Annotated in this window: 14 protein-coding genes and 5 pseudogenes; 13 read left to right on the forward strand and 6 right to left on the reverse strand. The window is 70.5% G+C overall.

The window, feature by feature from the left end:
• Positions 1-95: 95 nt before the first annotated feature.
• Together QFZ75_RS00880 and QFZ75_RS00885 are read left to right on the forward strand one after the other, a co-directional pair.
• Complete coding sequence (locus QFZ75_RS00880) at positions 96-728, forward strand: hypothetical protein (protein WP_307533276.1); 633 nt, start codon at positions 96-98, stop codon at positions 726-728.
• A 170-nt stretch (positions 729-898) separates the two neighbouring features.
• Positions 899-1,165 (forward strand): hypothetical protein, encoded by a 267-nt coding sequence (locus QFZ75_RS00885; protein WP_307533278.1) that lies wholly within the window; start codon positions 899-901, stop codon positions 1,163-1,165.
• 48 nt (positions 1,166-1,213) lie between these two features.
• On the opposite strand, the gene QFZ75_RS00890 is transcribed toward QFZ75_RS00885, so the two are convergent.
• Entirely contained in the window at positions 1,214-1,489 is a 276-nt protein-coding gene (locus QFZ75_RS00890) for a hypothetical protein (protein ID WP_307533279.1), read from the reverse strand.
• On the opposite strand from QFZ75_RS00890, the gene QFZ75_RS00895 reads away from it, so the two are divergent.
• Entirely contained in the window at positions 1,488-2,216 is a 729-nt protein-coding gene (locus QFZ75_RS00895) for an alginate lyase family protein (RefSeq protein WP_307533281.1), read from the forward strand. The genes QFZ75_RS00890 and QFZ75_RS00895 overlap by 2 nt on opposite strands.
• A gap of 21 nt (positions 2,217-2,237) precedes the next feature.
• Here QFZ75_RS00895 and QFZ75_RS00900 read toward each other — a convergent pair.
• Positions 2,238-2,579, reverse strand: a pseudogene (locus QFZ75_RS00900) (nuclear transport factor 2 family protein); the annotation flags it as partial.
• A 153-nt stretch (positions 2,580-2,732) separates the two neighbouring features.
• On the opposite strand from QFZ75_RS00900, the gene QFZ75_RS00905 reads away from it, so the two are divergent.
• The 3 genes and pseudogenes from QFZ75_RS00905 to QFZ75_RS41005 form a co-directional block, all read left to right on the forward strand.
• Positions 2,733-3,614 (forward strand): LysR family transcriptional regulator, encoded by an 882-nt coding sequence (locus QFZ75_RS00905; protein ID WP_307533284.1) that lies wholly within the window; start codon positions 2,733-2,735, stop codon positions 3,612-3,614.
• Between the two features lie 109 nt (positions 3,615-3,723).
• A complete protein-coding gene (locus QFZ75_RS00910; protein WP_307533286.1) occupies positions 3,724-5,580 on the forward strand; it encodes a glycoside hydrolase family 76 protein in 1,857 nt (618 codons plus the stop codon).
• A 130-nt stretch (positions 5,581-5,710) separates the two neighbouring features.
• Positions 5,711-6,034, forward strand: a pseudogene (locus QFZ75_RS41005) (transposase); the annotation flags it as partial.
• On the opposite strand, the pseudogene QFZ75_RS41010 reads toward QFZ75_RS41005, so the two are convergent.
• Positions 6,000-6,440: pseudogene (locus QFZ75_RS41010) on the reverse strand (SDR family NAD(P)-dependent oxidoreductase); the annotation flags it as partial. The pseudogenes QFZ75_RS41005 and QFZ75_RS41010 sit on opposite strands and share 35 nt — an antisense overlap.
• Positions 6,441-6,569: 129 nt before the next feature.
• Between QFZ75_RS41010 and QFZ75_RS00915 the strand changes: the two are divergent.
• Positions 6,570-6,935: pseudogene (locus QFZ75_RS00915) on the forward strand (hypothetical protein); the annotation flags it as partial.
• A gap of 123 nt (positions 6,936-7,058) precedes the next feature.
• On the opposite strand, the gene QFZ75_RS00920 reads toward QFZ75_RS00915, so the two are convergent.
• Positions 7,059-7,472 carry a MarR family winged helix-turn-helix transcriptional regulator gene (locus QFZ75_RS00920; protein ID WP_307533288.1) on the reverse strand — a complete coding sequence of 138 codons (414 nt, stop codon included), beginning with the start codon at positions 7,470-7,472 and terminating at the stop codon, positions 7,059-7,061.
• Positions 7,473-7,580: 108 nt separating this feature from the next.
• Here QFZ75_RS00920 and QFZ75_RS00925 point away from each other — a divergent pair, with 108 nt between their 5' ends.
• Entirely contained in the window at positions 7,581-8,495 is a 915-nt protein-coding gene (locus QFZ75_RS00925; RefSeq protein WP_307533290.1) for an alpha/beta hydrolase, read from the forward strand.
• 115 nt (positions 8,496-8,610) lie between these two features.
• Here the strand turns inward: QFZ75_RS00925 and QFZ75_RS00930 are convergent.
• Positions 8,611-8,742, reverse strand: a pseudogene (locus QFZ75_RS00930) (IS5/IS1182 family transposase); the annotation flags it as partial.
• On the opposite strand from QFZ75_RS00930, the gene QFZ75_RS00935 reads away from it, so the two are divergent.
• The 3 genes from QFZ75_RS00935 to QFZ75_RS00945 all read left to right on the forward strand — a co-directional run bounded on the left by QFZ75_RS00935 (position 8,732) and on the right by QFZ75_RS00945 (position 9,938).
• Entirely contained in the window at positions 8,732-8,947 is a 216-nt protein-coding gene (locus tag QFZ75_RS00935; RefSeq protein ID WP_307533292.1) for a hypothetical protein, read from the forward strand. The pseudogene QFZ75_RS00930 and the gene QFZ75_RS00935 sit on opposite strands and share 11 nt — an antisense overlap.
• Positions 8,944-9,483: an IS3 family transposase gene (locus tag QFZ75_RS00940; protein ID WP_307533295.1), complete on the forward strand. Its 540-nt coding sequence runs from the start codon at positions 8,944-8,946 to the stop codon at positions 9,481-9,483. The genes QFZ75_RS00935 and QFZ75_RS00940 overlap by 4 nt, the downstream gene beginning before the upstream one ends.
• A gap of 242 nt (positions 9,484-9,725) precedes the next feature.
• Positions 9,726-9,938: a hypothetical protein gene (locus QFZ75_RS00945; protein WP_307533296.1), complete on the forward strand. Its 213-nt coding sequence runs from the start codon at positions 9,726-9,728 to the stop codon at positions 9,936-9,938.
• 452 nt (positions 9,939-10,390) lie between these two features.
• On the opposite strand, the gene QFZ75_RS00950 is transcribed toward QFZ75_RS00945, so the two are convergent.
• Positions 10,391-10,963 (reverse strand): TetR-like C-terminal domain-containing protein, encoded by a 573-nt coding sequence (locus tag QFZ75_RS00950; protein WP_307533297.1) that lies wholly within the window; start codon positions 10,961-10,963, stop codon positions 10,391-10,393.
• Between the two features lie 122 nt (positions 10,964-11,085).
• Between QFZ75_RS00950 and QFZ75_RS00955 the strand changes: the two genes are divergently transcribed.
• Both QFZ75_RS00955 and QFZ75_RS00960 read left to right on the forward strand, forming a co-directional pair.
• Entirely contained in the window at positions 11,086-12,174 is a 1,089-nt protein-coding gene (locus QFZ75_RS00955; RefSeq protein ID WP_307533299.1) for an NADH:flavin oxidoreductase/NADH oxidase, read from the forward strand.
• Positions 12,175-12,212: 38 nt separating this feature from the next.
• Positions 12,213-13,514 (forward strand): MFS transporter, encoded by a 1,302-nt coding sequence (locus QFZ75_RS00960; protein WP_307533301.1) that lies wholly within the window; start codon positions 12,213-12,215, stop codon positions 13,512-13,514.
• Positions 13,515-13,520: the final 6 nt, after the last annotated feature.

Genomic DNA, 13,520 nt, shown 5'->3' on the forward strand with positions numbered 1-13,520 from the left:
GCGGCGTTGGGGGGACTGGCACTGTGGCACGCCTGTCGTGGACGTCCGGCCCTCCCCGCTCGTCACGGTCGTCCCGTTCGCGCAGACGGCACACCGTGCGCCGGCTGCGGGCCGAGGGCCGGTACGGGCCAAGATTCCGTGACGTCCTGCCCGGGTTCGCCGGTGTGGTCGTGGCCGTGTGCGCGGTGGTCGCCGGCCTGGCCGTGGGGTACCGCGCCGCCGGATCCGCCGTCCCGGCCGGCGGGGTCGTCGTCGTGGCCTTCGTCATCGCGTTCGAGATCCGGCGCCGGCGTCCGGGCGCGCGCCGGCGGCGCGGTCGTTACACCGCGGACGAACTGCGCGAACTCGACGTCCAGGGGCTGGCGCTGGCCGTCGCACGGATGTTACGGAGGGACGGCTGGCGGGTCCGGCTGCTGCCGGCGCCGGACCGGCCGCGATTGTACGCGCGGGACGCGGCCGGCCGACAACTCGACGTGGTCTTCCGTCCGGTGGCCGAACCGCTGCCCGACGAGGACCTGCCGGGTCCCCGGCCGCACCGGGACACCGCGGGGCCGCGCCGCCGGCTGGTCGTGCACCGGGGCGCCTTCAGGGAACGCGACGTCCGGTGGGCCCAGCGTCAGGCGGACACCGGGCTCCTCGACGGCCCCGCGCTCGAACGCTGGGCGGGGGGTGCCCGCCTGCACGACCTGCTCGCACCGGACCTGTGGGACGACACCCCGGCCGACTGACGGGCACGTTCTCCGAGGCCGTCACCGTGGATCCGCTCGGCGGCCATCCTCAGCCGTTTTCCATCAGTCCCGGTCAGGCTCCGACCAACAAGGTTCAGCGGCCCTCAGAAGCGTTGGTGCGTAGTTACGTTGGCGCTCCACTGCTCCACCGCACCACTCTGGGACCGCAAGTGAGAACCGCACTCTGGGCCGTCCTGGCCGGCTTCCTGACCTACGTCACCGGCGCCGCCCTCTACAACGCCGCCGCCGGTGACGACGTGAAGAGCCTCGTCGGCAACGTGCTGCTGGCCCTGTCCGTGGGCTGGTACATGGTCAGCAGCTGGCGGCGTGCGTACCGGGCGGCGTGTCCACCCCCGCCTCGGGGCACGGCGGACGCGGACGTGGACGGGGACGCGTCCGCGGACGCGAGTGCCGGTACCCGCAGCGGTGCCGGCTGATTCGGCCGGCGGGGGCCGGCTCGGCTTCGACGCCGCGCCGGTGGATCGTCAGGGGCTGTCGCCCGACCAGTCGAAGCGTTCCGGATCTCCCGGGCGCGGGTCGTACAGGGCCCGGCCGCCGGCGCCGAACTGCCCGAGCTCGGTGGGCAGGGCGACACCGCTCGCCCTCTGGTCCGGCGGCCGGTCCGTGACGTCCAGGAGCAGTCCGTCCAAGGGCCCGCCGACCAGGGCGACGTAGGAGCGGCCCGGGCGTGGGCCCGGGTCGGGATCGTCGTGGTCGTGGCCGTATATCCGACCGCGCAGCAGCTGCTCGTCGCCGTTCATGACGTCCAGCCTCGCAGCCGCCACTGACATCGCGCCTTCGCGCAGGCTCGACCGGGGCCCCTGGACGGTCGTCGACAAGCCCGGGCCCGCGCCGGGCGGCGACGTCCGCGACTATCCGAGCCAGGCCCCGTACTGGTGGCCGAGCCGGACTCCCCCGACCGGCGATCCCTACGGCTGCCCGTACGTCCAGCGGGACGGCGAGCGCAATCTTGAGGCCGACACGGGCACCGGCCGCCAGGATCTCGAGAAGGTCTTCGACTCCTCGTACGATCAGCAGGAGGGTGCCGCGGAGAACAACCACGGCAGGTTCCACGACCTGTTGGTGGCCGGCCCGGCGTCCGCCACCGGCGACCGGGACCTGGTCCGCCGGACCGTGCGCGACGCCGCCCCCCGGCGGGTCGCCGCCCAGATCGCGGCGGACGGGAGCCGGCCGCAGGAACTCGCCCGGACCAGGAGCCGGCACTACTCGACCTTCGGCCTCGTCGCGTACGTCAGGCCGGCGGCGATCGGACGGCACGTCGGCGTGGACCTGTGGCGCTACCGGGGACCGCCGGGCCGGAGCCTCTCCAGGGCCGTGCGCCATCCGCTCCCCGCGGCGACGGGACAGGTCGCGGACGCCGGCGACGCCGGAGCGAGGAAGGCGGTCCCCCGGCTGGAGGAACCGCCGGGCGGTGACCTCTGGGCCCTGCGGCCCGCGGCCGAGCAACTCGACTCCATCACGGGCTGATCCGCGGACCTCTCCGGGCCCTCAGGAGTGCCGGTGGTACGCCTTGTTGGCGATGCGCCAGCCGTCGGCGACGTGGACCAGCAGAAAGACGTCCGTGAAGGTGTCCGCGCCGTGCCGCAGCGTCATCGTCGCCGTCGCCACGGTGCCGTGCGCGTCGACCGTGTCGACACGGCGGGTACGGGCCGGTTCGTCCAGTGCCGGCTCCCCCTGGAAGAGGGCGCAGTAGTCGTCCAGGGACCACGAGACGAACACGCCGTCCCGGACCCCCTCGATGTGGGCGGTGGGCAGGAACGCCTCCCGGAAGTGGACGGGGTCGCCCGTGGCGTGTCCGCGGATGTAGGCGCGGAGCGGTTCGAGGACGGCGGTCGTGTGCTGTGCGTTCGCGTGCTGTGCGGTCGCGTGCTGTGCGGTCATGTCCGCCACCGTGGTGCAGGCCGATGCCTGCGACAAGCGCAGATCTCGCACGGATCCCCTGCGACAGCCGCATACCGGCTGGTCGACGGGGATACTTCCCCCATGGAACTGACGGTGTGGCGGACCTTCGTGACCGTGTGCCGGCTCGGATCGCTGTCGGCCGCCGCCGCCGAACTCCACCACACGCAGTCGGCCGTCTCCCGGCAGATCGCCGGCCTCGAGCGGCAGCTCGGCGCGGCCTTGATCCGGCGTCATGCCCGAGGCGTGCGTCCGACGCCCGCCGGCGAGGTCTTCCGGCGCCACGCCCTGGCCACGCTCGACGAGGCCGACCGTGCCGTCCGCGCCGTACGGGAGGTGCGCGACGGGACCGCCGACCGGCTGCTGGCCGTCGGCGCTCCCCCGTCCCTGGCCGCGGGCGTCGTCCCCGGGGCCGTCCGCGCCCTGCTGGAACGGACCGGACCCCGGCGGTGGAGCCTGCTGCCCGGCCTGAGCGCGCAACTGCACCACCGCGTGACCGCCGGCGACCTCGACATCGCCGTCGTCACCGACGCACCACCCGGTCTGCTCCACGACCCGCGCGTCGAGCGCAGGTTCCTCGGTCTCGACGACATGGTCGTCGTACTGCCCGTCGGCCATCCGCGGGCCGGGAACGGCCCGGTGCACATACGGGAGCTGGCGGACCGGACCTGGGCCGAGGACAACGACGGCTCGGCCGCCCTCCTGGGACAGCACGCCGCCCGCGCCGGAGTCGACGCCCGCATCGACCTCTCCGCGGCCGACCTGCCCGGCAAGCTGGCCCTGGTCGCCACCGGCCACGCCATCGCGCTGGTCCCCGGGGTGCTGACAAGCGCGCTGCGGGCCGACGTCACCACCGTGCCCCTCGTCGATCCCCCGACCCGCGGCATCTACACGATCACCCCGCGCCACGACGCCCACCCGTGCGCACCGCTCCTCCTCGACCTGCTCGCCGCGGCCTTCGCCTGAAGCCCCGGGTCCGGCCGATCCGGAGACGAGCCGAGCCACCCTTTTGACATGAGCACGCCTTATGTGGGGAATGCATGCACCTGCGGCTCCTCCAGAGAGGTGATACGTCATGGCGGTACGCCCCCACCCCCTCCCCGGCGCACTCCTGGCCCTGTTGCTCGCCCTGACCGGCCTCGTCGCCCTGCCCTCCCCCGCCCGTGCCGCGACACCGGTCTGCGCGCTGGCGTGCGACACCCTCGACCCCTCGAAGGCACAACGGGACACGTTCCCGGTGCCGGACAGGACCGTCAACGGCAGGGTCGTGCGCCTGCACGTCTCCGACCCGGACGGCATGGCCTGGGCGAGCATCGACGGCGGCACGGCCGGCGACGCGGTCTGGCTGGACCGCTCCTGGGACCGGGGCGCCACCTGGGAGGGCCTGCTCGGCAGGGCGAGCGTCCCCGGCTCGTGGACCGGCACCCGTACCCTCATGCACAACATCACCGACCCGGTCGGGCATCGGCGCGGCTGGATCCGGGCCTGCGGTGACGCCGCCGGCGTGACCTGTACCGACTGGGTGTACCCGAAGGTGTGCGACGGCACGTCCTGCGACGGCGCCGACCCATCCACCGCGGCCGGTGACGACACCCCCGTCCCGGCCACCAGCCTCTTCGGACGCGCCATCAGCCTGCACGTCGACCACCGGAGCGGCATGGCCTGGGGCGTCGTGGCGAACGGCGGCGCGGGCGACGAGATATGGCTGGACCGCTCCTGGGACGGCGGCGCGAGCCACCCCGAGGGCTCCTCCCTCGGCCGCACGAGCGTGCCGGCCGGAGCCGCCTCCACCCGGACCGCGATGTTCGCCACCCGGGACCCGCGCGGTCTGCTGTACGGCGGGGCGGTCCGCGCCTGCGGCCGCGAGGCGGCGCACCAGGAGGGCAGCTGCACGGCCTGGGCCAGGCCCGCACCGACCCGGGCCCGCGCGGCGGCAGACGCGCTGATGGCCTCGTATCACACGAACGAGGGCTGGTGGCAAAGCAGTTGGTGGAACTCTGCCGTCGCGCTCACCTCGGTGATCGACTTCGCCGAGCAGAGCGGCCGGCACGACTACGACTGGGTGATCGCCCGTACCTACGAGCAGAACCGGGGCACCTTCCCGGCGGGCGGACGCGGTTCGGATCCGATCGAGGGCCACTTCATCAGCCGGGCGATCGACGACGCGGGCTGGTGGGCGGTGGCCTGGCTGGCGGCGTACGACCACACGGGCGAGCGGCGCTACCTGGAGGAGGCCGTCACCATCACGGACTACGTGCACCGTTACTGGGACACCGGTACCTGCGGCGGCGGTGTGTGGTGGGACCGGGAGCGCACCTACAAGAACGCCGTGACCAACGGGCTGTACCTCTGGCTCACGACCTCGCTGCACCAGCGGATCGGCGGTGACACCGTGTGGGGCGGCCGGGCGACCGCGGCGGCCGACTGGTACCTCGCCAGCGGGATGATCGGTTCCTCCGGTCTGGTCAACGACGGAATCACCGCGGGCTGCGCCAACAACGGGCAGACCGTGTGGAGTTACAACCAGGGACTCGCCATCGGCGCCTTCACCCAGTTGTGGCGGTCCACCGGGAGCGGCCGGTACCTGGACACGGCCGAGCGGCTGGCGGACACCGCGATCTCCTCGCCGGCGCTGACCCGCGGCGGCGTGCTGACGGAGTCCTGCGACCTCGGCACGGCCTCCTGCGACGACAACCAGAAACAGTTCAAGGGCATCTTCGTACGGCACCTCGCGGACCTGGCGGACGCCACCGGCTCGGCCAGGTACGGGACGTACCTGGCGAAGCAGGCCGACTCGGTCTGGACGACCGACCGGGACACGCTCAACCGCCTCGGCCAACGCTGGTCGGGGACCGTCCCGAACCCGTCGGACTGGCGCACCCAGGCCAGTGCGCTGGGAGCGTTGACGGCGGCCGGCCGACTGGCGGACTGAACAGTGTCTTCAAAAGATCTTGCGTAGTGGATCACGGTGTGGTGATGCGTCGTCATGAACTGTCCGATGAGGAGTGGGATGTCGTCCGGCCGCTGCTGCCTGAGTCGTTGCGCCTGAGTCGTCGCGGGGGCGGAAGCGGCTGGACGACCGGACCGTGCTGAACGGGACGGTGTGGAAGTTCCGCACGGGCACGGCCTGGCGGGATGCGCCCGAGCGGTATGGCCCGTGGGCCACGCTGCACACCCGGTTTCGCCGGTGGGCCCTGGACGGCACTTTCGAGCGGATGCTCCGGGCGGCCCGGGCCCGGGCGGATGCGGTTGACGACATCGACTGGCCGGTGTCGGTCGACTCCACCAACCACCGAACTCTTCGGCCAGTGCCTTGCCGAGGTTCGACAGCGCGGCCTTGGCTGCCGACTGGGCGACCAGACGCGGCTGTGGCAGCCGGTCGTTGACCGAACCGATGTTGACCACCGCGCCTCGGCGGTTCAGGAGACTCGGCAGCGCCGCGCGCGTTGTGCGCACGGCCGACATGACCGTCATCTCGAACGTGTGATGCCATGCGGCGTCGTCGAGTTCGAGGAATCCACCGGCCGGTGTCGACGTGCCGGCGACATTATTGACGAGCAGGTCGATCCCTCCGTGCCGCTCGACAGCATTCCGCACGAGCCGGCCGGGACCGTCGGCGCTGGACAGATCGACAGCGAACGCGTCCGGGGTGGCGGTCCGCAGGTCATCGGTGATCGTGCGGCTGCCCGCGACGACGGTGAATCCGTCCTCGACCAGTGCCCGCACGATCGCCGGCCCGATCCCCCGGCCCGCTCCGGTCACTACGGCGATGCGCGTACTCGAAGTCGTCATAGCAGTCTCCTTCGCCCTTTTCCGCGGGGCGCGGCATGCGTGATCTTCACGTCGACAAACATCCAGGTTGAACCATGGTTCAAGTCAATAAGTGAGCTGTCGATATCCGAACTGCGGGCGCGCACCGGACTGGCGTCGTCCGCCGTGCGCTTCTACGAGCGCAAGGGCCCCGCCGCCTACCTGCGGAAAGTCCACGGCCGCGTCATATGCATCGGCTGCGAGGCATTACGTTGCCTGCTCGCCCGCCGCGGTATCACCTTCCAGCGCACCAAGACCTGGAAAGAGTCACCGGGCCCCGAGCGCGACGCCAAGTTCGGCCGCATCGAGCACGTCCTGGACCGCTTCCCGGACCGGGTGTTCGCGTTCGATGAGTTCGGGCCCCTGGGCATCCGCCCGACCGCCGGGTCGTGCTGGGCCGAGCAAGGCCGACCCGAGCGGCATCCCGCGACGTACCACCCCACCCACGGGGTGCGCTACTTCCACGGCTGCTACTCGAGGGATCCACTGGGGCAGACGCCCCCTCGCCACCGCAGCCTGAACGATCCGACGAATCTACGCGGTCACAGCACTGGCGAGCAGGGGTTCACCGGGCGAGCGAACCGCTCGTGACCATGGAACTCATGCGGGCGAGAGCATCTCCTGAAGGATGCGCTGCAGCTCGGTGCGGTCCCGCGGAGTGATTCTCGCCAGCCTGCGGTCATACTCCGCCGCGAGGGCTGCAAGTGCACGATCCCGCGCCTCGGTGCCCTCAGCGGTTAGTACGAGCCGGTGACGCCGCAGGTCCGCGTCGTCGATCTCGCGCCGGATGAACCCCTTGGCGACGAGGTTGCGGACGTAGACCGTCACGCTCGCCTTGGGCAGCAGCAGCGCGGTCGCGATCTCGGCCGGGTACGGCGATGCCTCCACCTCGGCCAGGACGAAAAACTCCTTCGTCTCCAACCCGAGCTCGGCCAGCTCCTGCGTGCAGGCATCCATCACGACTGCCAGCAGCCGCTGGTTCAGCGTCCACAGCTGCGCCCCGTCGACCGCCATGCGACTCCCCTTCCCAAGTGGTACAGTTCTGTATTAGTTTCAAATCGTACTAGTACGCGTTTCGTACTGGGCATCTACGGAACAACAATCTCACGAAGGAAGCCGCTCATGCTTCAGCACCTCACGATCCCGCGCGGTCCCATCAACCTCGCCGCGGACCTCCACCTGCCCGACAACGCCGACAGCAGCGCACCGCTGCCCGCCGTGGTGCTCTCCACCCCAGGCAGCAGCGTGAAGGAGCAGATCGGCGCCAACTACGCCTCCCGCCTCGCCGCCCGCGGCATCGCGGCGCTCGTCCTCGACCCCGCCCATCAGGGCCAGAGCGAGGGCGAGCCCCGCGACCTCGAAGACCCCTACCGCCGCGGCGAGGACATCTCCTACGCCATCGACGCGCTCACCACGACCCCCGGCATCGACCCGCAGCGCATCGGCGTCCTCGGCATCTGCGCCGGCGGCGGCTACGCCGTGCACACCGCCCGCACCGACCACCGCATCAAAGCCGTCGGAACCGTCGTCCCCGTCAACATCGGCGCCGCGTTCCGCAGCTTCTCCCCCAACGGTCCGGCCGCAGCACTCGACGCCCTTGCCGGCGCGCGCATCGAAGAAGCCCGATCCGGCGAGGCGACCCGCGTGAACTGGCTGCCCGACACCCTGGAGGACGCCACGGCAGCGGGCCTGACCGACATCGACACCACTCAGGCCGTCACTTACTACCGCACCGAGCGCGGCGGTAACGAACACTCCACGAACCGGCGCCTCCTGCGCAGCGACTCCCTCCTGCTGGGCTACGACGCCTTCCACCTCATCGACCAGCTCATGACCCAGCCCCTGCAGGTCATCCTCGCCGGACGCATCGGCAACACCGGCTCCTACGACATGGGCATGCAGCTGTGGAAACTGGCCCCCAACCCGGTCGACCTCATGACGATCGACGGCGCCGGCCACTACGAGATGTACGACGAGCCCGAATACGTCGACGCCGCCGTCGAAAGGCTCACCAACTTCTACGTCAACAACCTGTAAGACATCCACCCGGCGAACCTATGCGGTCACAGCATCAGCCACTCGCAGGTGCTGCTGTTCGAACTTCACTGGTGAGAAGACGTTCCAATTGAAGACCGGATAATTCATGGATCATCCAATTTATGGGTGTTTCGCCGGTTGCTCGTTTTGCGAGGTTGGAGATCATCGCGAAGCAGATCATGCTCTCGGAGTGGGTGGGTTTGATCTCATAGTCGCGGGCGAGGCGGCGGTGCATCATGATGCAACCGGATGGGTGGGCCGCGCAGCGAGGTTCTCACCGAGGCGAGCTTTTCCGCGGGGTCTCCACCCCGAGGGCGGAGTCGTCCGCCGAGTCGCCCATGCCGCTGGAGGCGGAGAACGCCGCTCTGCACAAAAAGGTCCGCGAGCTGGAGGAAGAACGCGAGATCCTGCGCAGAGCCGCGAAGTATTTCGCCGGCCAGACGCGCTGGTGAACCGCTTCCAGTTCGTCGCCGACCACCAGTGCCGCTACGACGTGAAGCGGCTGTGCACCCTCCTCGGCATCGCCCGCTCGAGCTTCTACTGCTGGTGCGGGACAGCAGCCGCCAGGGCGGCCTGCCGGGCCGCCGACGTGAAACTCGTTGCCCGGATACGCGCGGTTCACCGGGCCTGGGACGGCACCTGCGGCGTCCCCAGAATCACCGCCGAGCTTCGGGAGAACGGCGAGGTGGTGAATCACAAGCGCGTCGCGCGGGTCATGAAGACGACCGGGCCGGCCGGGCTCCGCCTGCGCCGCAGGCACCGCACCACCATCCCCGGCCCGGCCGCCGCGAAGGTCCCGGACCTGATCGGCTGTGACTTCACCGCCGACCAGACGAACATCCAGCACGTCGGCGACATTACCTACCTTCCTCTGGACGGACCCGTGGGAGCCTCGCCGGTGCTGTCTTTCACAGCGATCACGGGGCCCAGTACTGCAGCCGGGCCTTCGCCGACGCCTGCCGCGCGGCCGGCGTCACCCGGGCCATGAGCGCGATCGGCTCCAGCGCGGACAACGCACCCGCCGAGTCGTTCAACTCGACCTGCAAATGAGAGATCCTCCAAGGCCACCGGGCCTGGGACACCGAGCGCGAGGCTCACCCGGACCTCTTCTGCCGGCCGCACCGCTACAACACCGCCCGACGGCACTCCAGCCTCGGCCACCACAGCCCGATCGCTTACGAGCGAGCACTCGAAACAACATCAACTAGGCCGGCCAAAGCCGCATAACCCGTGTTCAGGATCAAGGATCAAGGGTCAAGGCCCGTCAAGGACATCACCAACGCCCTGGACCTGTCGATGTTGCTGGGCCTGTCGCCAACGGTGTCGCAGGCCTGTGTCCAGTTCTGTCGGACAGTGCTCGCCGACCTCGGCGAGGAGAACCCCGATCAGTCGGAGATCGCCCGCTACCTGGCGAAGGCGACCGGCGTCGACCTGACCCGGTAACCGCACCACCACCTCAAGCGGATCATCATCTCGGCCACGCGCTCCCACGAGCGGCTGCGTCTGGGGGTTGCGTCCCCGAAGGTGACGTCCTTGCTCCAGCGCCCGGCCTTCTCGATGTTCTAGCGCGGGTCGAGCACCTCGGCCAGACGGTTCAGCGGTCCTTCGGGCACCGGACGGACTCCGGACCCTCACTCCGGCGACAGGGCCCACGGCCGGACCGGACGCGGACGGGGTGCGGACGGAGCGCGACGGGCGGCGCCGCGGGCACGGACAGGGCGGAGCAACGAGTGAGCACGGCACCTGTGGGTCATGAAGTCTGAAGAGCTTCATGACCCACAGGTGCCGTGCTCGTTCCGCGTCATCCCCCTCGCCGGCTGAGATCCGGACGAGTCCGGGAACCCCGGGACCCTGCGGGCAGGGGCAGGGGCCTCCAGCTGGGAGTTTGGCCGTGGTCAGTCGGGCAGCAGGCGTGACACGAGGGTGCGTGTCCATTCGGGGGTGAGGGGCTCGTTGGTGAAGACGGCCCGGTAGTAGAGGGGGGCGAGCAGGGCGTCCGTGGTGTGTTCCAGGGTCGGGGGCCGGCCGTCGCGGGCCTGTTCCCGTTCCAGGATGGCTTCGAGCCCTCGCTCGCGTTCTCCGCGGCAGGCGGCGGCGCCCTGTTCTCCGCCGGTGCCGATGGTGGCGCGTACGAGGGCGAGGGTGTCCGGGTCGCCGAGGTCCCTGGCGAGGTCGAACGCATAGCGCTGCAGGTCCTCGCGGAGGCTTCCGGTGTCCGGCACGACGATGTCGCCGGAGAAGCGGCTGGTCGCGACGTCGGCGAGCAGATCGCCGATGGAGCCCCAGCGTCGGTAGACCGTGGTGGCGTGGACGCCTGCGCGGGCGGCCACCACCGGGATCGTCAGTACGTCGAGACTGTCTTCGCTCACCACCTCCTGGACGGCCCGGTGGACGGCCGCACGGACCTTGGCGGAGCGGCCGCCGGGACGGCTGCCGGCGTGGGGTGCGGGAGAAGTCGGCGTGGTCATGAGACCAGTATCGCATTGATCACTGCTTTTTTAGTGCAGTGGTAGATGCGTTTGTGCTACGTTGAGCCCACAAACGCAACGACCACTGCGAGGTCTGCGTGTCTCAGGAAGTGAGTTCCCCTGTGTCCGGTACACCTTTCGCGGGCCCCGAGATGAGTCCCCTGCACCTGCGGGACGTCACGGTCGCCAACCGTGTGTGGATGTCCCCGATGGCTCAGTACTCCGCAGCGGCGGACGGCAAGCCGACCGACTGGCACCTCGTGCACTACGGGGCGCGGGCGGTCGGCGGAGCCGGGCTGGTCATGGTCGAGGCCACGGCCGTCGGGCCGGCTCACCGGTGCACGACGGCGGACCTCGGCATCTGGAACGAAGAGCAGGCCGCCGCGCACCGGCGTCTGGTCTCGTTCATCTCCGAGCAGGGTGCGGTTCCCGCGATCCAGCTGCAGGCCGCGGGCCGGAAGGGGTCGCACCAGCTGCCCTGGGTCGGGCTGGGCCAGAACGACCCGGTGGGCGTGGCTGACGGCGGCTGGAAGACGGTCGCGCCGTCGACAGTTCCCTTCGGGAACCTGAGCCTTCCGCAGGAGGCGAGCCACGCCGACATCGACGCGGTCGTCGCGGACTTCGCCCACGCGGCCGAGATGGCTCACCTGGCGGGATACCAGGTGGCCGAGATCCAGGCGTCGCACGGATACATCCTCCACGCGTTCCTCTCCCCCCTGTCCAATCACCGGACGGACGAGTTCGGCGGAAGTCTGCAGAACCGGATGCGCTTCCCGCTGCGCGTGGCCCGAGCCGTTCGGCAGGCCTTCCCGGCGGAGAAGCCCGTCTTCGTCCGCATCACGGCCACGGACTGGGTCGAGGGCGGCGTCTCCATCGAGGAGGCGGCGGCATTCGCCAAGGAACTGGCCGCCGTGGGCATCGACTTCCTCGACGTCACCTCCGGGGTGCTGGTGCAGGACGCACAGGCCCGGCCGCCGGTGCGTGAAGGGGTTCACGTCGAGTTCGCGGAGACGCTCAAGCAGGCCTCGGGGCTCCCGGTCGCCCCGGTCGGGCAGATCGGCGACCTGTCGCTGGCGGGCGAGGTCGTGGCGAGCGGCCAGGCGGACGCGGTGCTGATGGGACGTGCTTGGCTGCGCGATCCCTACCTCGTCCTGCGCCACCGGCGCGACGACCCCTCGTCCTGGCCGAACCAGTACTACCGCGCCCTGTGAGATCAGAGTCGCAACCGGAGATATGAGGGGAAAATCTGATGACAATCGCACACCGCGCTGCCGGGGACCGTAAGGGCGGCAGGGCGTACGGCACGAGAACACAGCACGTACCAGCGGCCCGCGGTTCGGACCGCCGCCCGGGAAAGGGTGCCTTCCTCGCCGTAGCCGCCGTCTTCATGCTCTTCCTGGCCGCTTCCAGCGCGCCGTCGCCGCTCTACGTGATCTACCAGCAGCAGTGGCATTTCGCGGCGTGGGCGCTGACCGTCGTCTTCGCCCTGTACGTGTTCGGTCTGCTGACCACGTTGCTCACCGTGGGAGGACTGTCGGACCACCTCGGCCGCCGGCCGGTACTCGCTGCCGCGATCGCACTGGAGGTGGTCGCACTGGTCCTGTTCCTGGTCGCCGGGAACGTGTTCGTCCTGTCCGCCGCACGGGTCCTGCAGGGCATCGCGACCGGGGCGGCGACCACCACCCTGAGCGCCATGCTCGTCGATCTCGAACCCTCGCGCGGGCGGGCAGGCGTCGTCACCTCCATAGCGCCCCTGAGCGGACTCGCGCTCGGCGCTCTGGGCAGTGGCGCGCTGGTGCAGTTCGCCCCGTCCCCGACCCGGCTGATCTACGCACTGCTGCTGGCCGGAATGACGGCGGCAGCGGTGATCGTCGCCCTCACCCCCGAGACGTCACCCCGTCGGCCGGGCGCCGTCGCCTCCCTGCGCCCGCGGGTCGCGATGCCCGCGCACCTGCGAGCGGACCTTGTCCCACTCGTGCCGGCGGGGATCGCCGCCTGGGCACTCGCCGGGATATACCTCTCGCTCGGCCCGTCCGTCGCGGCCCAACTGCTGGGACTGGACAGCCACCTGATCGGCGGTGTCGTCGTGACCCTCCTGGCGGGCACCGGAGCGGTCGCGATCAGCCTGCTCCGCTCCCGGCCGGCGTCCTCGCTGCTGGCCCCCTCGTCCGCACTGCTCGGGCTCGGCACCCTGACATCGCTCGCCGGAGTGACGCAGGACCTCGCCTGGCTGGCCGCCGTCGGCACCGTCGTTTCGGGTATCGGCTTCGGCGCGTCGGTGCTGGCGACCTTCGGCACCTTGGCCCGCGTGGCCAAGCCGCATGAGCGCGGGGCCGTGTTCGCCATGGCGAACGTCATCAACTACCTGGGAAACAGCGTGCCTTCCGTACTCGGGGGAATCGCCGTCACCAACATCGGTCTGAGGCCGGCCGCCGAGATCTCCGCGCTGACCATCGTGGTGATCGCCTCCTCCGCCTTCGTACTGCGCCTGAACCAGGTACGGGCGAAGCGCCACGAGGTCATGGTCCCGCAGAGCGTCCCGTGCAACTGAGGTGCC

Source organism: Streptomyces sp. V3I8 (genome assembly GCF_030817535.1).
Classification (GTDB): domain Bacteria; phylum Actinomycetota; class Actinomycetes; order Streptomycetales; family Streptomycetaceae; genus Streptomyces.